Origin of the sequence: Sporosarcina sp. FA15 (genome assembly GCF_051550195.1) — a bacterium.
Classification (GTDB): domain Bacteria; phylum Bacillota; class Bacilli; order Bacillales_A; family Planococcaceae; genus Sporosarcina; species Sporosarcina psychrophila.
Genome location: NZ_CP188818.1, coordinates 92,721 through 111,745, shown reverse-complemented (window position 1 = coordinate 111,745; position 19,025 = coordinate 92,721). Strand labels below are relative to the sequence as shown.

Annotated in this window: 16 protein-coding genes; 3 read left to right on the top strand and 13 right to left on the bottom strand. The window is 40.1% G+C overall.

The features are described from left to right. Window positions 1-32 precede the first annotated feature (32 nt). Window positions 33-698 carry a 3'-5' exonuclease gene (locus ACP8HG_RS00635; protein ID WP_340741651.1) on the top strand — a complete coding sequence of 222 codons (666 nt, stop codon included), beginning with the start codon at window positions 33-35 and terminating at the stop codon, window positions 696-698. Between the two features lie 89 nt (window positions 699-787). Here the strand turns inward: ACP8HG_RS00635 and ACP8HG_RS00630 are convergent, their stop codons facing one another. The 9 genes from ACP8HG_RS00630 to argC form a co-directional block, all read right to left on the bottom strand. Next, window positions 788-913, bottom strand: a complete 126-nt coding sequence (locus tag ACP8HG_RS00630) for a hypothetical protein (protein ID WP_255428601.1) — start codon at window positions 911-913, stop codon at window positions 788-790. Beyond that, window positions 906-1,214 (bottom strand): hypothetical protein, encoded by a 309-nt coding sequence (locus ACP8HG_RS00625; protein ID WP_231885777.1) that lies wholly within the window; start codon window positions 1,212-1,214, stop codon window positions 906-908. The genes ACP8HG_RS00630 and ACP8HG_RS00625 overlap by 8 nt, the downstream gene beginning before the upstream one ends. 156 nt (window positions 1,215-1,370) lie before the next feature. After that, window positions 1,371-2,753 carry an S-layer homology domain-containing protein gene (locus ACP8HG_RS00620; protein ID WP_438298040.1) on the bottom strand — a complete coding sequence of 461 codons (1,383 nt, stop codon included), beginning with the start codon at window positions 2,751-2,753 and terminating at the stop codon, window positions 1,371-1,373. Between the two features lie 193 nt (window positions 2,754-2,946). After that, window positions 2,947-4,488: an S-layer homology domain-containing protein gene (locus ACP8HG_RS00615; RefSeq protein WP_338653227.1), complete on the bottom strand. Its 1,542-nt coding sequence runs from the start codon at window positions 4,486-4,488 to the stop codon at window positions 2,947-2,949. 173 nt (window positions 4,489-4,661) lie between these two features. Continuing rightward, complete coding sequence (locus ACP8HG_RS00610; protein WP_187046994.1) at window positions 4,662-5,609, bottom strand: stalk domain-containing protein; 948 nt, start codon at window positions 5,607-5,609, stop codon at window positions 4,662-4,664. 673 nt (window positions 5,610-6,282) lie between these two features. After that, on the bottom strand, window positions 6,283-7,452 hold the full coding sequence (locus ACP8HG_RS00605) for an acetylornithine transaminase (RefSeq protein ID WP_438298039.1): 1,170 nt from the start codon (window positions 7,450-7,452) through the stop codon (window positions 6,283-6,285). After that, window positions 7,431-8,210, bottom strand: a complete 780-nt coding sequence (gene argB / locus ACP8HG_RS00600; protein WP_067206726.1) for an acetylglutamate kinase — start codon at window positions 8,208-8,210, stop codon at window positions 7,431-7,433. Before argB ends, ACP8HG_RS00605 begins: the two co-directional genes overlap by 22 nt. Further along, on the bottom strand, window positions 8,173-9,399 hold the full coding sequence (gene argJ, locus ACP8HG_RS00595; protein WP_438298038.1) for a bifunctional glutamate N-acetyltransferase/amino-acid acetyltransferase ArgJ: 1,227 nt from the start codon (window positions 9,397-9,399) through the stop codon (window positions 8,173-8,175). Before argJ ends, argB begins: the two co-directional genes overlap by 38 nt. 15 nt (window positions 9,400-9,414) lie before the next feature. Beyond that, window positions 9,415-10,449 carry an N-acetyl-gamma-glutamyl-phosphate reductase gene (argC, locus tag ACP8HG_RS00590; RefSeq protein ID WP_338653233.1) on the bottom strand — a complete coding sequence of 345 codons (1,035 nt, stop codon included), beginning with the start codon at window positions 10,447-10,449 and terminating at the stop codon, window positions 9,415-9,417. A 217-nt stretch (window positions 10,450-10,666) separates the two neighbouring features. On the opposite strand from argC, the gene ACP8HG_RS00585 reads away from it, so the two are divergent. Continuing rightward, window positions 10,667-11,446 (top strand): enoyl-ACP reductase FabI, encoded by a 780-nt coding sequence (locus ACP8HG_RS00585; protein ID WP_187046989.1) that lies wholly within the window; start codon window positions 10,667-10,669, stop codon window positions 11,444-11,446. 637 nt (window positions 11,447-12,083) lie between these two features. Here ACP8HG_RS00585 and argH read toward each other — a convergent pair. The 4 genes from argH to ACP8HG_RS00565 form a co-directional block, all read right to left on the bottom strand. Continuing rightward, on the bottom strand, window positions 12,084-13,412 hold the full coding sequence (gene argH, locus ACP8HG_RS00580; protein WP_438298037.1) for an argininosuccinate lyase: 1,329 nt from the start codon (window positions 13,410-13,412) through the stop codon (window positions 12,084-12,086). A 305-nt stretch (window positions 13,413-13,717) separates the two neighbouring features. Continuing rightward, window positions 13,718-14,821 carry a Ger(x)C family spore germination protein gene (locus ACP8HG_RS00575; RefSeq protein ID WP_438298036.1) on the bottom strand — a complete coding sequence of 368 codons (1,104 nt, stop codon included), beginning with the start codon at window positions 14,819-14,821 and terminating at the stop codon, window positions 13,718-13,720. A 2-nt stretch (window positions 14,822-14,823) separates the two neighbouring features. Beyond that, complete coding sequence (locus ACP8HG_RS00570; RefSeq protein ID WP_187046986.1) at window positions 14,824-15,903, bottom strand: GerAB/ArcD/ProY family transporter; 1,080 nt, start codon at window positions 15,901-15,903, stop codon at window positions 14,824-14,826. 3 nt (window positions 15,904-15,906) lie between these two features. Continuing rightward, complete coding sequence (locus tag ACP8HG_RS00565) at window positions 15,907-17,391, bottom strand: spore germination protein (protein WP_438298035.1); 1,485 nt, start codon at window positions 17,389-17,391, stop codon at window positions 15,907-15,909. Window positions 17,392-18,119: 728 nt separating this feature from the next. On the opposite strand from ACP8HG_RS00565, the gene ACP8HG_RS00560 reads away from it, so the two are divergent. Then, entirely contained in the window at window positions 18,120-19,022 is a 903-nt protein-coding gene (locus tag ACP8HG_RS00560; protein ID WP_067206712.1) for a cation diffusion facilitator family transporter, read from the top strand. Window positions 19,023-19,025 lie beyond the last annotated feature (3 nt).

The following is a 19,025-nucleotide window of genomic DNA, read 5'->3' as shown; positions in this document are numbered from 1 at the left end:
TCTATTTTCGCTATCGCTTGGAGGCAATATGTATGTTTTGGAGAAAACAACGATTAAATTATAAGTTGGATCAATCATTTTTGCTGAATACAAAGTTGCGTGATATGCCGTTTACTGTCTTCGATACTGAAACGACTGGGTTTGCAATTGCTGCCGATGACGGACTCATTGAAATTGGAGCTGTCCATGTCGAAAAGTCAGAAGTAACGAATCGTGTATTCCAGACCTTTGTAAAGCCATTAGGTGAAATACCTGAATATATTACTAGGTTAACTTCTATTGAACAATACCATGTAGAAAATGCCCCAACTGCGCTCGAAGCTATAGAGAGCTACTTTCAGTTTATTGAGGATACGAAGAGTGGAGGGTGGATTGGACATCATGTAAGCTTTGATACGCTGGTCATAAAAAAAGAATTACAGCGTGTGAAATACTCCTACGAAGAACCCACTTCTTTTGATACGCTTGATTTAATTGATTATTTAAATCCATCTTGGGACCAACTAGATCTCAAAGAGTACGCACAGCTATTTGGCACGCCACTATTTGAACGCCACCGCGCACTTGGAGATGCACTGACAACAGCTCATTTATTTGTTGAATTATTGAAGCATCTTGAAGAAAAAGGAATTATAACGCTGGCGGATTTACTGCGATTGAAACACAGTAATCTTCGTCTAAAGACAGCTCGGTTTTAGCTATAGCTAATAAAACAGGACCCGCTGATTTATTTGGAGTCCTGTTTCCCCTTTTTCGTGCTTATAGGATGAAGAAACATTATTAATTATTATAGATCTACCACTTCCGTCAACTCCCCTAAATTCGTCGAGCCAAAAACTAGGAGAAGAAGAAATACGATTAAGATGACCGTATTAATAAAACTTCCGGCGTCAAAACCGATTTTTTCACTCACGTCCGTTCCCCCTGTCTTTATTCATTCGCCTTTTTATTCCCTCAAATAACTCGTCTAATGTTAGATCACCATTTTTCTCTAGAAAATCAGTCATTTCATTTACTTTTTTATCGTTTAAACTTTTAAACTCTCCTAGCAATGTAACTGATATGACTGGTTTATCCCTAAATAGTTGAACGGAATCGACTTTCAGTTTGCCGAGCAAAAGGAGTGATGCCGCTACAATTTCAAGATCTTTCCCTTTCAAGAGATCGCCCAGCGTGTATTTTGTATTTGGATTTTGATTGAAATTATTGTACACGCCTAAACACATCCTTTTTCGGGATAGTGATTCGTACTTTGGTGCCTTATTGTTTATCTTATGTTGAAGGCTTTATGTTTGTGTTTGGAATTCCTTTAGAAAGGGAGTTTCAATTCCTTATTACCACAAAAAAAACACCCCGAAGGATGCTTTTCGTCATTTTTTCAGAATGTGTTTTTTCCCCTTACTATCTTCAACTATGATTTCAGTGTCCATTACAGTCATATCTTGCGCTTGGATAGTAGACAACCTTTTCGTTTTACCATTCAGCATACTGTAGGCGAAAACACCTTTTTTATTGAAATAATACATGGCACTAGAATCATATTTAATCGATTTATTATTTTGGTTTACGTTAGGTTTCACTTTTGAACCTTTTATGTCGTCAAAAATGACACGCGCATCAAACTCATGAACTTTCTTTATGCCAAAGCCAATTTGATCGGCTGAATAAAGGATTAACATATCATCAGTATTAACTTCCTCATTAAAACCTTTATCGAATTGACGAACCTTTTTCTCTATCGTGAAGTAGATTTCAAAATTATGGAGTGTTACATTCCGGATAACATTGCTATTCGGAAGGTTATACATGGTAATATCGTTGTACTTGTCACCAGTTGTGCTTAATTTCTCACCGGTTATCGATGATACCATTAGACCGTAATCTGTTGGCAACCCGCTCTTTATATCAACTTCTTTCCAATAAGGAGTGAAGATTTGATTATTGAACAAGATGATGGGAAATCCATTTCTAAGCTTTTGCTCTACATAGCCATCTGAATCACTGAAACCATCTTCTGACAGTAAGATAATTTCCTCTTTTGTCTTTTGATTAATTTTCACAAGTTTGTTAGTTTTCACTGTGTATATCCAACCGTCCCGTTCAACTTCTACACCTTTTTCACTGACAGCAGAACGATAACCCGCAAGTTTCATTTTGTCATCAAGAGCACGGGCTAGGAAAGAAGAAAATTGCGAACGTGTTACCGGATTTCCCGGTTTGAACGTTCCATCTTGGTATCCACCTGCTATCAAGTTTTTAGCTAAACTATTGATATCCTTAAAAGCCCAATTTGCTGGCGATACATCGACAAATGTCGGCTGATTGTCCATTGGCAACTCGAATGCTCTGCGCAAGATTGCCGCCATTTGCGCTCTTGTCGTGATTTCTCCGGGGCGCATATAACCATTTTCTCCACGAAGAATACCAAGTTCACTGACTGTCGCCAAGGTTTGATAATGTTTAGATATATTGGAAACGTCTTTAAATTGCACTGTCGGTTTGTCAATCAGCTTAAAATCGAGCGCTTTCACAAGCATTGCTGCGACCTGAGCACGCGTGATGGGTTCATTCGGTCGGAACGTTCCATCTGGATAACCACCGATAATGTTTTTATTATACAAATAAATAATATCTCCATTCGGTCCCTTTAAGTCGGAAAATGGGTTTGAATCGCGCCCTGTTTCTGCTTTTGCAATAGGAATAATAGGAAACACTAGCAGGAATGCAACAAGTGCCATGGTAAATTTCTTCATTTTAATACCCCCTTATTCTAGTAAATTATAACATATGTATTGGAAGCAAGACTCCCTTATAAGGTGCCTTCGCTCAGTTTATATAGGTATTCATTTGTTCAATAAATAGTAATTTCATTTAATAGATGGACCGTTTTCATGAAAAAAAGACGGTGAACCAATTTCCCAATCGGTTCACAATCTAGTGTAGTGGTTATTTCAAATATCTTCTTGAGCCCGCATAGTTTGCTTTGTATGGGTGTGTATCAATGGATACAATTTCGACGTTTCTACTTGAATTGGGTGCGTGGATCATTTGACCTTTTCCGATATACATGCCGACGTGATAGACCTTCCCTTTGCCTTGATTGTACGCAAAAAATAGTAAATCGCCCGGTTGCATACTTTTCCTTGCAACAGGTGTACCATTCACCGCCTGGACGAATGAATCACGCGGAATCATGATGCCGTGATTTTTGTAAACCGAATGGATAAGACCCGAACAGTCAAAGCCAAAACCTGATATCCCTGACCAGATGTACGGAAGTCCAAGAAACATCTTGGCACTATCGACGATATCTTGTTGAGTCGGTTTTGGTATTGCAGCAAAGTTTTTAACGACTTTTGCATCTTGCTTACGCAAATATTTCACACCATTGGCAGGCGTTTGAACGTGTAACCAATCCCCTTCTTCCTTAATGACAGGAAGCATTGTTGTGTAGCTGATATCCATGAACTTGTTGGCCTTTTTCGGTTCATTATAAAGAGTAGCGATATTCGTATCAACGATTGCTAGTTGGCAATCCGTATAATCAGTCGTTATTTCCGTCACATGAGATTTCGGAACCCATCCTGGATATCCCGCTTTATTCCTAGGCGTGTATTGGTCCTTTACAGCAATTTCATGCCAGTTTCCGCTACTTTTTAGAATAACAACTTCTTGCCCATAAAGGGCTTGTGTATCTGTTTTTCCAACAAGCCATAATTTTTGACTGACAGACATGCTTTTCGCCCACTTTTGAATGTCGGTAGGATTAGAAATAGAAGGACGGTCCACTACACGATTGTTGTTCGGTGATTTCCATAAGTTTGTCACCTGCACAGCAACAACTGCCGTCTTTTTACCGTCAGACTTATAGCAGACAGGCTGTTTTTTAAATTCTGGGTTCAGTATTCGTGCGAGAAACACACCGAAATTCGCTTTTGTAATGAATGCTGTTGGCTTATATGTATTGTTTGGATAACCCGTTGTGATTTCATTAGCGAAGAGCGTTTTAATAGAATCCGACGCCCAGTATGCCGAATCGACATCTTTGAAAGTCTGTTCTGTTGTTCCCTTCAACTCAAAAGCCTTGACTAAAATCGCTGCCATCTGTCCCCTTGTTAACTTATTGTTTGGCATGAACTCGCCCTCAGCATTACCATTGACGATACCTTCATCGGTTATTGTCGCAATGATGTCGTATCCTTCGTCTTCTGGAGTGACGTCGGTGAAGTTTGGATCGGGTCGGTCTACCGTTTCGAGTCCTAACGCCCTAATAATCATAGCTGAAGCTTCAAGGCGCGTAATTTCTTCATTCACCCCAAAGTTTTGTGCCGGGTCTGCAAAGATAATACCACGCTCCGCCAAAAAATCTAATTCTGCTTTCGACCCGTACTTATCATTGACGTCTTTAAATAATGGTGCCGCAGAAACATTGCCGAATGTAGCGAACATAACAAGCAGCGCAGTAAAAAATACCATAATCTTTTTCATCAAACATAAACTCCTTTTCTAGTGAAAGATTGTATATTAACAGTACAGGAGATTGAACATTCTGTATAGTGGTTCTTCATGAAATAACATAGAAAAAAGCCTGAAACGCCTGACCTTTTACAGGGCAGTCCCATCGTTTCAAGCTTTTTTTCATATGCCATGCTTTTCGATTGTTAGTTTTGGATTAGTAGCTCCAAGAAGTCTTCTGAAACGTATGTTTTCATACCTTTCAATTCTGGTGCAACTTCGAATTTACGAATGCTTTTATTATAACCATACATGTTGTCGCCTCGTTTAATAGTGAATGAACTGTTGTCTAATGTAACAAGTGCACCATTTACTTTTGGTTGAGAAAGAACATGATAACCAAGATGCTCAGCGACTATACGAAGTGGAATCATCTTAACGCCATTTTTCATGTAGTGGTCGTTAGCGATGATGTCTTGTAAGCCTGTTGATACTTCTGGTTTTTCTTCCGGCTCAACTTCAGGTGCTTCTACTGTTGCATTATCCAAAGCAATAATTTTAGTTGGTGGTGTTTGTGGTGGTAGGCTTCTCGTTGTGATTGAGTAAAATACCATCAATTCTTTACCGTTCAACTCTTTCAATTCGATTGCTTTACCTTGTTGATTGAAAAGAGGCGTATCTTTGCCGATATTCAATTTCAACTCGCCATCCAAGCTTAAGAATTCTTTGTCAAACTGGCTGACTTTCACTTCACCAAAAACTTCTTCATCGTTTAAAATGACAATTTCAGGTGTCACTGTTGCCGGATAAATCAGGATCATAGGTTTATTTTTATCATAATAGGCTGAAACAGTTGCACCCTTTTTAAAGTCTGCTGGTTTTAAAGATTTTGTCGTCCCACTATTAAATAGCAAGGAATTATCATTGATGCGCAAAATCGTAATCATTTTATCTTCATTTTCAATCGTTACACGAATTCCCTCTTCTTCTTTTTCAATTTCTTGAATGACACCCGTAGCTTTCATAAAGTTTGTCGTAACTTGTTCTTTTTCACTAATGGCTTGTGTAGTATCTTCTTGTGCTTGTGCTGAATAGCCACCCACTACGCTTCCTGCTAATAGTGCTGCCAATGCGATTGTACCGATTTTCTTCATAATATCTCTCCTCACTTTTCCTTATTCAATGGATTAGACGGAGGACGATGGAAGAAGTTTCATTTTTTTTTGGCGGTGCCATTATGGGATATGATCGGTCGGGTTATATGATCGGGGCGCGGGGGTTATGATCGGGACGCGGGATTTATGATCGATATGGCAGGGTTATGATCGGGACGACGGATTTATGATCGATGCGTCAGGGTTATGATTGGGGCGCCCGAGTTATGCTCGGTGCGACAGGGTTATAATCGGGACACCCGAGTTATGATCGATGCGACATGGTTATGATTGGGGCGCCCGAGTTATGATCGGTGCGACATGGTGATGATCGGGACATCGGATTTATGCTCGGTGCGACATGGTGATGATCGGGACACCGGATTTATGATCGGTGCGACATGGTTATGATCGGGGCGCCCGAGTTATGATCGGTGCGACATGGTTATGATCGGGACACCAGATTTATGTTCGATACGACTGGTATATGATCGGGTTGCCAGATTTATGATCGGGCCGCTCTTTTTGCATCATTGGGTATGCTTGTCAATTGTATGAACGTTTCGTTTCAAATACAAAAAGACCCGCTAGTTTTAGCGAATCCTTTTGTTTTAACCTTCAGACTGAGGTCTATTGAATAGCGCTTCACTGAACGCCTTAATTCAAAAGTTCATTACGTTATTGCCGTTTTTTCGGGGAGTAGAACTGCTGATAGAATATCCACAGCTTGGTCGATTTCTTCGTATGTAACCGTTAACGGTGGTAATAGTCGAATGACGTTAGCTCCTGCTTGAACGAGCAGTAAACCTGCTTGTTCTGCCTGTTGAATGAATGGCAGAATCTCCTCTTCGCATTCAATACCGAGTAACAGACCCGCCCCACGAATAGAAAACTGGTCTTGCGGCAATAATGCCTGCACTTTTTCAATCAAGTAAGTCGATTTGTCTTCAACTTCTTGTAGAAACTTCTTTTTAAATACAATATCGACAACTGTTTGTGCAACTGCAACGGCCAGTGGATTACCTCCAAATGTCGTGCCATGCGTTCCTGGGCCGAATGAAGGCAAAAGCTCACTTGATCCAAGCATGGCACCAATCGGGAATCCACCGCCTAATCCTTTGGCAAGTGTAATGATATCTGGCTCAAGGTTTGTCTGCTCATAGGCATATCGCGTTCCCGTACGACCAATGCCAGTCTGTACTTCATCGACAATGAGTAAAATACCTTTTGACTTACAGATATCTGTTATTTTTTGTGCAAAGTCCGGGTCAATTTGGTTGACGCCACCTTCTCCTTGAATAACTTCTAGCATAATTGCGGCTACATCGCCGTCAATTGCAGCTTCCAGTTGTTGTTCGTCATTGTATGGAATGATACGAAATGTTTCTAGCATTGGACCGAAGCCCTCACGAACCTTCGCTTGCCCAGTTGCAGACATGGCGCCAAATGTCCGGCCATGAAAGGATTGTTCGAAGGTAATGATGACGTTTTTCTGTGTATGCTTTCGAGCTAATTTAATGGCTGCTTCATTTGCTTCAGCACCGCTGTTACAGAAAAAAGCATGGCTGAAAGGTGTATCCTTTATAAGCTTAGCTGCCAACAGTTCCTGCTCGGGGCTTTCGAATAAATTTGAGACATGCCATAGTTTTTCACTTTGCTGTTTGACTGCTTCAACGAGCGCTGGATGTGCATGACCAAGACTGACGACCGCGATTCCACTTATGAAGTCGAGGTACTCTTTTCCTTTATCATCCGTCACGACTGTACCTCGCCCTTTTACAAGATGAACTGAACGACGTGCGTAATTTTGAAATAGCGTAGTCAAATGAAAACCTCCTCGCATTTAATTATGGTACCTTCTAATTGCTGTCCGACAATTTGCACCGATGGAATACCTGCATCTAGACAATCAAGTGCAGCTTTCACTTTCGGTAACATGCCTCCGTATATTTCGCCTGTTTCGATCCACTGGACAATTTCCGTCGGTGATGCCGTTTGTTGAACACTTCCTTCTATTTGAATGCCAGGAGTATCCGTCACAAGAAGCAGGCTGTCTGCATTTATTGCCAGAGCAATCTTACTTGCGACTGTGTCCGCATTAATGTTGAGAGGAGCTCCATCTTCTGTTGCACCGATACACGAAATAACTGGCACAAGCCCATCTTTAAGAAGTGTTTCTATTAATTCGGTGCGGACATCCTGGATTTCTCCTACAGAGCCGTACAGTTTTTCATTCAACACTTTACATGTTAGGAGATTTCCATCGTATCCGCTAAGGCCAATCGCATCGATGCCACCTTTATTTAATTGATGGACGAGGGCTGGATTCACTTGACCTATTAATGTCGATTGAACTATCCCCACTGCTTCTTTCGACGTTACACGGATACCGTTTACTACGGATGATAACACTTTATTTCTGGCAAGTTCTTTATTAATAAAAGGTCCCCCTCCGTGAACAAGCACTACATCATTATCGGCTTTTTGCAGTTGTATCATATTCTTGAAAAAGTCTTCATTTAACCCTTCCAACATACTTCCACCAAGCTTTATTACCATTCGTTTACGAGCGATACGTTGCGTTGATTTGGACATAGTCATATGTTAAATCGCACCCCCATGCTACTCCCTTACCAATTCCCTGATGAAGATCCACACTAATTTTCACTTCCGGTTGTTTCAAATAGATCAGCAGTTGCGCTTCTGAAAATGGGACAGGCTCCCCGTTTTCAACAACAGTTGTTGAACCGATTTTAATTTTTATGGCATTCGGATCTAGTGTAGCTCCACTATAGCCGACAGCCGCGATAATTCTTCCCCAATTGGCGTCACAGCCAAAGATAGCCGTCTTCACAAGCGGTGAACCAACCACCGTTTTAGCAATTTTACGCGCTTCGATATCCGTAATCGCTCCTGATACTTCGACTTCAATAAGCTTCGTCGCGCCTTCTCCATCTTTCGCAATCATTTTCGCAAGGTCTTGAGAAACAGCATGCAATGCTTCCGTGAATTGTTCCCAGTCCGGATGTGCCGGCGTCAATGAATTATTCCCTGCCATCCCATTTGCCATTACGAGCACCATATCGTTTGTAGATGTATCGCCATCTACTGTAATCGAGTTAAACGTCAAATCTGTCACCGTTTTGAGAGCAGCTTGTAGATGAACTGACTCAATCTTAGCGTCCGTTGTGATGAAACCAAGCATTGTTGCCATATTTGGATCAATCATCCCCGATCCCTTTGCAGTTCCGGCGATAGTGATCTTTTTGCCATCAATCACTGTGCTGTATGCTGTATTTTTTGTTACGGTATCTGTCGTTAGAATCGCTTGTGAAAATAGAATCGAACCTTCTAATTCAGAACTTGGCTCAAGTTTTTGAATTCCCTTCACAATCGGTTCCATTCGCATCATCTCACCGATAATTCCAGTCGATGCAACTCCAACTAACGCAGGCGCAATACCGAGTTTCTCTGCCGCTTTTTGTTGCATGAGACGGGCATCTTTCAATCCTTGCTGGCCTGTACACGCATTCGCATTTCCCGAATTAACAATGATCGCCTGCATTTTCCCCGATTGCTGCATCGCTTCTTTTGTAACCATTAGCGGTGCCGCTTGAATTGCATTCGTTGTAAATACACCTGCAACATTTGCGGGTACTTCACTAACGAGTAATGCCAAATCATTTTTCTTATGTTTAATTCCACAATGGATGCCCGTGGCTTTAAAACCAATTGGGGACACGATGTTATTTCCCGATATGCGCTTTAGAGCTAAAACTGTTGTCGTCATAATACTCCCCCTAAGTTAGATGAATGCCGGGACAAGTGACAAGCCGGTTATTTCCTCGAGACCGAATTGAACGTTCATGTTTTGAATGGCTTGCCCTGCTGCCCCTTTGACTAAGTTGTCGATGACAGAAACGATTGTTGCCCGATTCGTCCGCGGGTCCACTTTCACAAGGAGATCACAATAGTTTGAGCCGTATACTTGATTGGTTCCAAACTTATCTTTTTCTTGCATAACACGAACAAATGGATGATTAGCATATGCTTCTTTCAGACAATCAATGAGGTGAGCTTCTGTTACCCCCTCCACAACTGGTGCATAACTCGTCGCCAGAATTCCTCTTGTCATAGGAACAAGATGTGTACTAAATGTGATAGGTGGAATTTCTTTTGCAAAGAATGCCAACGCTTGCTCAATTTCTGGAATATGCTGATGCTGATTTAATTTATAGATGGCTGTATTTTCATTTGTTTCGCTGAAATGTGTCATCTGACTAGGCTGATTGCCAGCACCGGATACGCCGCTTTTTGCATCGATAATTAACTGGCTTGCATCGATTGCATTTTCTTTCAATAATGGCAATAGCGACAACAGAACCGCTGTTGGGTAACAACCCGGATTGGCAATTAACTGCGCTTGCCGGATTGCCTCATAATTCCATTCAGTCAATCCGTATACGCTCTTCTCAACAGCTGACGCCGGTGCTGGTTCTTTTTTATACCACTGCTCATATTGAGACAGATCTTTTAAACGGAAATCTCCCGACAAATCGATAAGCTTCGGTCCTTTTCCGATTAACGGAGGAAGAAGTGTACTGGCAACACCCGCTGGAGCACTTGAGAATACGACATCGAATTCCGCTAACCTGTCTAGCTCTATTTTTTGAAGTGGCTGATTGACTATATTCATAAGATGTGAATACTTATGTGAAAAAACTACACCTTCTTCAGATGAAGTGAATAATTCAATTTGTTCGACTTTTGGGTGGTTATGCAGTAGCCGGATGAGCTCAAGTCCACCGTACCCTGATGCGCCAATGATTCCTACTTTCATTACAATCACCCCTGTTTATAAGTTATTCTTATTATATGTATGCATAATTATAAAGTCAACCGTATTTTTATTTATGTTTGAATTATGTATCTTTGAATACGTTTTCATTTTTATGTAATGGCTATTCACAACTTCTGAACAAATGTGCTATAATTCTTTTAGCATCTGGTACTAATAATAGGTATATAAGATTTTATTACCTACTCAGGAGGTTACTATGGACGATTTACTTAAAATTAAAGGTAAGAACATTGTTGTAATGGGCGTGGCAAATGAACGAAGCATTGCTTGGGGCGTCGCAAAAACACTTTTTGCAGTCGGTGCAAATGTTATTTTCACATATAGAAAAGAGCGTTCACTTGCTAAACTTGAAAAACTATTAAGTGCAGCCGGTTTTGAAGCAAAACTGATTGTGCAATGTGATGTAAATGAAGATGAAAGTATCCATGAAGCATTTGGGAAAATTGGCGCTGAAGTCGGTACAATTCACGGAGTTGTCCATTCACTTGCATTTGCGCATGCAGAAGATCTGAAAAACGACTTTGTTGAGACTACGAGAAGCGGATACGCATTTGCGCAGGATACGAGTTCTTATTCACTCATTGCGACTGCTAGAGAAGCACGTCCATACATGACAGACGGTGGTTCGATCGTAACAATGAGTTATTTAGGCGCGCAACGTGTGCTTGATGGCTATAATGTGATGGGTGTTGCTAAAGCAGCGCTTGAAGCATCTGTGAAGTACTTGGCGTTTGACTTGGGGAAAGAAAATATCCGTGTCAACGCAATCTCAGCTGGTGCGATTCGCACACTGTCTGCAAAAGGCATAGCTTCCTTCAATACGATTTTGACTCAAATTGAAGAAAACGCTCCATTAAGACGCAACGTCACACAAGAAGAAGTAGCGGACATGACACTTGTTACGTTGAGCAATCTGTCCCGCGGCGTAACTGGTGAAATCATTTATGTAGATGCTGGCTATAATATTATGGGTTAAGAAAATAGCTTGAAAGGATAAATTGTCCTTTCAAGCTATTTTTTTGTTTCGATATGAGGAGTGTTAACATATATCTCTGGGGACCAAGCATATATCGCCCTAACCGATCATATAACCCGCTTACCAATCATATAATCCGCCACCCGAGCATATTTCCCCCTTACCAAGCATATATTCCACTTACCAATCATATCCCACACTTACCAAGCATATATCCCACTTACCAATCATATATCCCACTTACCAAGCATATAACCCACTTACCGATCATATATCCCACTTACCAAGCATATAACCCACTTACCGATCATATATCCCACTTACCAAGCATATAACCCACTTACCAAGCATATATCCCACTTACCAAGCATATAACCCGCTAACCGATCATATAACCCACTTACCAATCCTATTTCCCCCTTACCAAGCATATAACCCACTTACCGATCATATCCCCCGCTAACCAAGCATATATCCCACTAACCAAGCATATCCCCCGCCAACCAAGCATATATTCCGCCAACCGAGCACACTTCCCCCTAACCGAGCATATCCCTCCGCACACCGAGCATCCCCCCCACTTACATGCCGCAACACAACATAAAAAGGACTGTCCTTTTTCAGACAGTCCCATCCTTTATTTCCCCACTTGCTTCATCAAGTGCTTATTCCCTTTTGTAATAATATTTTCATAATCAATGTAATCATATATATCATCAGTAATTTGCTCGCTAAACTTAGCCAACTCTTCGACTGTCAAATCCTCGATTGCTTTCTTCTGTTGCTCACAATAAATAATCAATCTGCCAACGATTTCGTGTGCATCACGGAATGCTGTTCCTTTGCCTACTAAATAATCGGCAACTTCTGTCGCGTTGAGGAAGCCCGCTTTAATCGCTGCTTTCATATTGTCCGCATTGACATGTAACGTATCAATCATTTTCGACATAATTTCGAGGCAGTCCATTACGGTATCCAGTGCGTCGAAAAATTGTTCTTTATCTTCCTGCATGTCTTTATTGTAAGTAAGAGGCAACCCTTTCAACGTCGTCAACAATGAAAACAAGGAACCATAGACACGTCCCGTTTTCCCGCGAATTAATTCTGCAGCATCAGGATTTTTCTTTTGTGGCATAATGCTACTTCCCGTTGAATAGGCATCTGCCATATCGATGAATTTAAATTCTTGGCTGCTCCACAAAATAAGTTCTTCACTCAATCGGCTCAAGTGCATCATAACAATTGAGAAATCCGACATTAATTCAAGTAAATAATCGCGGTCACTAACGCCGTCTAGGAAATTGTCCACTGGTTTTGCAAACCCTAATAACGCAGTCGTTACGTCGCGGTCGATGTTATGTGTTGTACCTGCAAGCGCTCCGCAGCCTAATGGGTTTTCATCCAAAATATCAATCGCATTGCCTACACGCTTTTTATCCCTTTTGAACATTTGTGCATAAGCCCCTAAATGGTGGCTGAACGTTACGACTTGCGCACGCTGTAAATGAGTATAACCAGGCATAATTACGTTGTTTGCTGCCCCTTTAGTATTCAGCGAATCGATAAGCATTTGCAGACTATCCATCACTTGCGCCGCTTTGCCTTTTGCATACAAGCGCATGTCCACAGCGACTTGGTCATTACGGCTACGTGCTGTATGTAGTTTCTTTCCTGTTTCTCCAATACGTTCCGTCAAATGCATTTCTACGAATGAATGGATATCCTCATAATTGCCTTCAATTTTAATCGCACCCGTTTCGATATCTTGCAAAATGGAATCGAGTCCACCCACAAGCAGATCGCCTTCTTCTGGTGTCAATAAATCACAGTGCACCAGCATCGTAACATGCGCAAAGCTTCCTGCAATATCCTCTTTATACAACCTATGATCAACAGGTAATGATGTATTAAATTGCTCCATTATTTCATCCGCACGACTTGTAAAACGTCCGCCCCAAAGTTTCATGTATAATCAACCTCTCGAATGTATTATTATTCATTTTAATGTATTATAATAATCATTCTACATGATTGCAACAATAATTACAGATTGACTGTATTGCAATAATTTGTATTAGTTATAAAAAGTGCAACCGATCATTGCACTTGTCATATCACCAATAGAACAATTTTCTTCACTTCTGTTAGTGAAGCATTTATTCGCATGAAATATTGGTGAGTAGGGCTTGGGAAGATCCATTTTCACTGGATCATCTCCCGTTCGCTTTCGACGAACTAATCACAACATATTTACCGTAAGACATGTGTGATTTACTTTATAATACCTGCGTTAAGAATTTTAAACTCCACATCTACCTTGTATTCTGCCGTTTCTATTATTTTCTCCGTTAATTCATCCGTCCATTTCCCTTTGTGATACATTCTAAAATTCTCACTAAATCCAACTGGGTCAACTTTCAATTCCTGTAACTTTTTCAGCAAATCTTCTATTTCTTTTTTTATGTGTTTGCTAATTTCTTTTTCAAGCTTTTTATTGTCCTCAACTTTACTAAGATCCCTTTTCCCCTTATATTCAACAATCACTCCTTCTATTTCAAGTGAAATGGACAACTCTGGAGATTCAATATCTTTGTTACTCTTTACTTTCAATTTATTTTTAATTTGTTCAAGAAATAGTTGCTGATTCTGTCCACTTTCTTTGAATTCAACTGCAATTGGCGAAAGCTTTTGAAGTCCTTTCAACGCTTGAATTAGTAACGATTCCTGATTCGTAATCGTTTGAACCATTTTTTCATTATTAAACAAAGCGATACTAGTGATTTTAAGTGATTTCCCCTTTTTTTCTAAAAAAGGAACCATCGTATGATATATCGGACTTGTTTGGGTGTTCATGTACTCTTGAATCGTTGTAAAAGGACTAAAAGAATTATGGAGTTTAGGCTGAAACAAATCATTCAAATAAGCATCCAGATGTTCATTTTCAGGGTAATCGGCTTGTAGAATATCTTCCGCTCTATCTTTTACCACTGCAAGACGAACTTTATTCCCAACTGTTGAATCTCTATAAAAATGTTCAATTACTTGCGTCATCTTTCCACTCTTCGCAAACTCTTCATTAACTAAAACTGTACGTAGCTGGTTTAATATAATCATTTTGTCTGCTTCAGAAGATATTTTGACAAGCCCTTCTTGTATCATCTCTGTGTTAACTGTATAGACTTCCGTGAGTACTGGAGACTCGCCCATTGGTTGGGGTATCGATACGGTCATCCACATTTCTTTATCATTCACGTAATCGAGGGCAACGCTACTGACTAATGCTAAATCTTCCACGGAACCCCGCTGGCCATCTTGCGTGCAACCTGCTATGAATACGGAACATATAATGAGCAGTCGTAAATTAATTTTCCTCATCTCTATCCCTCGTTCTTTTTTTGTTTAAGTACGTGGATTATACATAATACAGCTGGCCATATAAACAGCGCATACATAACATAAAAAACACGTTCAAACAACAGCTTTTGAAACTCTTCCATAAACGGAAATTGGACAATTACGTAGACGAGCGCTGCTAAAATATATAGATGTGCCTTCTTAGATGTTGAGCGAATTGAATCTAACCCTCTCTTTGCAACCCACAAGTAAGCAGCAGTCGTTGATAAAATAAGAAACACCCACATCGTCATGGCTAGAACGTCGATTCGTTCAAGAAATGATAATTCTACTTCTTTAAATAATCCTAAAACGGGATACAAAACATTTTTAAGTTGCCAATCCGAATAATACATTACACTCACGAAGGTGAATGCAAAAGTGAACAAAACGGATATCCATATTCCAATTGAAACATGTTTCAATGTTTTTTTTTGATTGATGATATGTGGAAAATAAAACAATATTAATTCGAAACCGCCAACCGCTAGTAACCCTTTTTTAGTTGCTGTGTAAAACTCCTGCTTATTGAAGTTAAAAAAAGGCATCATATGACGAATATCCCCCGCAACAAACCCCCATTTCAAAAAGTAAACGGATCCTATTGTTAAGAAAAAGGCCATGATACAAAATCGTGCGATTGATTTAATTTCGCCGCTTACGATGTAAACGAGCAAGAGTAAAAAAATGAGTAGAGGGCCTGTAATTGTACGGTCTATAAGTGCACTAACTTGGATTAATTGAAAGTAACTTGCGCAGACGGCTGCTATCACAATGATGAAATAGACCAGCAGAACAACATTTAAACTCTTCCCTAGCCATTTGCCAAGCAGTTTTTCATGAATGGCGAATAAATTATCGTCAGTATATTTTAGACCGAGCCATATCATCGGAATGAGTGCGATATTCGCGATAATCCCAAACAATAGGGGCATCCACCACTGACTGTAGCCCATTGCGCTTATTCGATTCGGCAATGACAAGACAGTGGTGCCTACAATCACATTTTGAACAAGAAACACGACATGGTAACTATTCAGTACTTTTAATTTAGTATTATCCATTACTCATTTCCCCCCTTCTACAGGAGGTTTTTTTGTACTCTGTGCCCTTGAAATACCCGCCTTTCGTCTACGGTACAAAGTTGGCACACGCACAACACTGTTTAGGTAATCTGACCATTTCCTTGGTATTATAGGCGTCATATATGGAGCCCCTAAAGAAGTTAGACTTAATAAATGATGAAAAAGCCATGCAAATGCAATCATCTGACCGTATAGTCCAAACATGCCTGCAGCCACTATAAATAAATAGCGAATCGAACGACTCGCGTTACTCATTACAAAATTCGGCGGTAAAAAGGACAACAGCGCTGAAATCGCGACTAAAACAATAAGTACATTACTCACAAGACTTGCTTCAACCGCTGCTGTCCCAATGACAATCCCACCAACAATACCTATCGTTTGACCAATTTTTGTCGGCATTCGTGTACCAGCTTCTCTTAATATTTCAATAACGAGCTCCATAAATAGCACTTCAAGAACAGGAGAAAAAGGAACCTTTCCTCTAGACTCTTGTAAGTTTAGTAAAACATTAAAAGGCAACATTTCCGGATGATGAGATAGCACTGAAATATACGTAGGCGTTAATATTATCGTTAAGAAAAAACCGAAAAAACGAAGAGCACGAAGGAGTGAGGCCGTTGTCCATCGGTTATAATAATCTTCAGGTGAAGTAAATAGTTCAAAAAATGAAATTGGACAAATTAACAGTGCTTGACTGTTATTCATTAAAATAGCGACTCTTCCGTCTAACAAATAGTTTACTGCAGCATCAGGTCTAACCGTCCCATGAAATTGTGGGAATGGCGAAAATGGATGATCATCCATTAGTTGTTTTAATACAGAGATATCATTAAATCCCGGATGTTTAATTTTAGAAATTTTTTTTAATACTTTATCCAAATTGTCCTTATTCACAATATGCTCCATATAAACGACAGAAATTTTAGTATTTGTTTCAGTTCCTATGGTATAGTCCTCGTTTTTTAGACCCGTATTTCTAAGCCTTCTTTTTATTAGTGATAGGTTTGTTTGTAACGATTCAGTAAAGGCATCTTGCGGACCAATGACGCTCGATTCAGTATCAGATCCAATAATTGAACTCATGGGAGGGCTATATGTATGAACAGTTATAAATAGATTTTTTTCATGAAAATATACGATCGTATTTCCTTCAGTGATTGAAAATAAAACACCAGAAAGATTGACTTTCTCTGGCACATCAGCCGATTTTAGCAAGTCTTCCTTTTGATCTAACAATGGAAAAATTACAGTTCTGTACAAAGTGAGCTTTTCGATAAGTGAGCTAAAGTAAATGATCGTCACTAGCTCATCGGGTGTTTGAATGTCTTTAAATACGGCATCATTTATTCCAGTTAACTCGTTCTTAATAGCGGCAATCGTAATGAGCACTTTGTCATTCTGAGCGGATGTAGAATTGGATGTTCCATTATTGTGACTATCCTCCCCTCCTTGCAAAAAGCTCATCAAGATCACCTCCCTTTTTGTATACTGTTAGTTTCACTATCTCCTAAATCTTGATAATTTATTCTAAACGGGGGTAGTATACATCATAATTTTCTCCTTTATAATAAGTTGAAACACGTCTGTTGATTAACCATTTGCTTGCATAAATAACAGGTAAGAAGAGGCTTGAAAACTTCCATTTTCACTGGATCATTTCCGGTTCGCTTTCGGCACACTATTCACGATATGATTAACGGGGAAAAGGGTGTGGCTAGAAATAATTTCGTCATTCCTAGCCACACCCTTTTCGGTCATCTTATTGTGAATAAGTACCTGTCGCATCCCTATACATAAAAATAGCTCTGTTATGTATAGAAGTTGTTAAATCCAAAGCGAGCCAGAAGCAACTGTACACCGAGCGCCTAGTAGTCAATTAAGTTATTAATTGGTTATTTAACACGAGTGATGTTGATATAAAGAATTTCATTGGATTCGCTAAGGCGCCTTTGCTCAGTTTAAATAGATATTCATTTGTTCAAGACCTATGGTAAAGAATTGATGAAGTGCTAGCACTTTTCCTTGCTGTCTGAATCTGGCAGTGTTACAATTGGAAAACGTCTTAATTTAGCGAGTGATAGCTATGAATGCATTCAACTTAAACGATTATACGAATACCCAAAAACCTTGACAGGAGCCTGTCAAGGTTTTTTGTTTCCCTCGGGAAACATATCAATAGGAGGTCATCATTGATGAATAAGCATAGTCATTCAAGCGCTTCAATAATTGCGGTTTGGATTAGTTTAATAAGCAATATCCTCCTAACAGGGATTAAACTTGTTGTGGGCTTCCTCTTTCAAAGTCCGGTCCTTCTAGCTGACGGTTTCCATAATGCAGGCGACGTGATTGCCAGCGGTGCTGCTCTGACCTCAATGCGAATATCCAAACGTCCCGCTGATGATGACCATCCTTATGGTCATGGAAAAGCGGAAGTCATCAGTTCTGCCATTGTTGCACTGATTTTAGGATTAGCCGCCATTTATATTGCGTATGAAGCAATTTCTGCACTTTTTGAGGAACCAGCAAAGGCTAGTTTAATAGCCTTACTAACTGCATTCATTTCGCTAATATGGAAACATGCCTTGTATGTCTATACAATCCGGATTGGTAAATTGACCAATAGTAAAGGGTTGATTGCGACCGCCTATGACCACTTGGCAGACGTTTACGCCTCCCTAGCAGCTGTTGTCGGAATTGGACTTGCACTTGTTGGTGATCTGTACAACATTCACTTCCTCTCTTACGGTGATCCGGTTGCCGGTATCATTGTGTCGTTTTTAGTGCTCAAACTTGCTTATGATATCGGAAAAGAAGCAATGGATGTCCTAATGGAGAAAAATATAAGCCGGCACAGACTGGATGGATTCGCGGCCTTAATCATGACAATCCCTGAAGTGAAACGGATTGACCGTTTGCGAGCTCGGGAACATGGACATTATATTCTTGTAGACCTGCGTGTAGGTGTACCAGGTGAAATGACTATCCAAGAAGGGCATGATGCTTCACGAAAAATCAAGGATACCATCATGGCTAGTAATGAAGATGTAGATGAAGTTTTGATTCACTTAAACCCTTGGTATAAAGAAGACGAATAATAA

Bases quoted from the DNA above. Each gene is read 5' to 3' on its own strand.
- ACP8HG_RS00635 (WP_340741651.1), top strand. From the start codon at position 33: ATGTTTTGGAGAAAACAACGATTAAATTATAAGTTGGATCAATCATTT.
- ACP8HG_RS00620 (WP_438298040.1), bottom strand. From the start codon at position 2,753: ATGAAGAAATTTACCATGGCACTTGTTGCATTCCTGCTAGTGTTTCCT.
- ACP8HG_RS00615 (WP_338653227.1), bottom strand. From the start codon at position 4,488: ATGAAAAAGATTATGGTATTTTTTACTGCGCTGCTTGTTATGTTCGCT.
- ACP8HG_RS00610 (WP_187046994.1), bottom strand. From the start codon at position 5,609: ATGAAGAAAATCGGTACAATCGCATTGGCAGCACTATTAGCAGGAAGC.
- ACP8HG_RS00605 (WP_438298039.1), bottom strand. From the start codon at position 7,452: ATGCGAGGAGGTTTTCATTTGACTACGCTATTTCAAAATTACGCACGT.
- argB (WP_067206726.1), bottom strand. From the start codon at position 8,210: ATGACTATGTCCAAATCAACGCAACGTATCGCTCGTAAACGAATGGTA.
- argJ (WP_438298038.1), bottom strand. From the start codon at position 9,399: ATGACGACAACAGTTTTAGCTCTAAAGCGCATATCGGGAAATAACATC.
- argC (WP_338653233.1), bottom strand. From the start codon at position 10,449: ATGAAAGTAGGAATCATTGGCGCATCAGGGTACGGTGGACTTGAGCTC.
- ACP8HG_RS00585 (WP_187046989.1), top strand. From the start codon at position 10,667: ATGGACGATTTACTTAAAATTAAAGGTAAGAACATTGTTGTAATGGGC.
- argH (WP_438298037.1), bottom strand. From the start codon at position 13,412: ATGAAACTTTGGGGCGGACGTTTTACAAGTCGTGCGGATGAAATAATG.
- ACP8HG_RS00575 (WP_438298036.1), bottom strand. From the start codon at position 14,821: ATGAGGAAAATTAATTTACGACTGCTCATTATATGTTCCGTATTCATA.
- ACP8HG_RS00570 (WP_187046986.1), bottom strand. From the start codon at position 15,903: ATGGATAATACTAAATTAAAAGTACTGAATAGTTACCATGTCGTGTTT.
- ACP8HG_RS00565 (WP_438298035.1), bottom strand. From the start codon at position 17,391: ATGAGCTTTTTGCAAGGAGGGGAGGATAGTCACAATAATGGAACATCC.
- ACP8HG_RS00560 (WP_067206712.1), top strand. From the start codon at position 18,120: ATGAATAAGCATAGTCATTCAAGCGCTTCAATAATTGCGGTTTGGATT.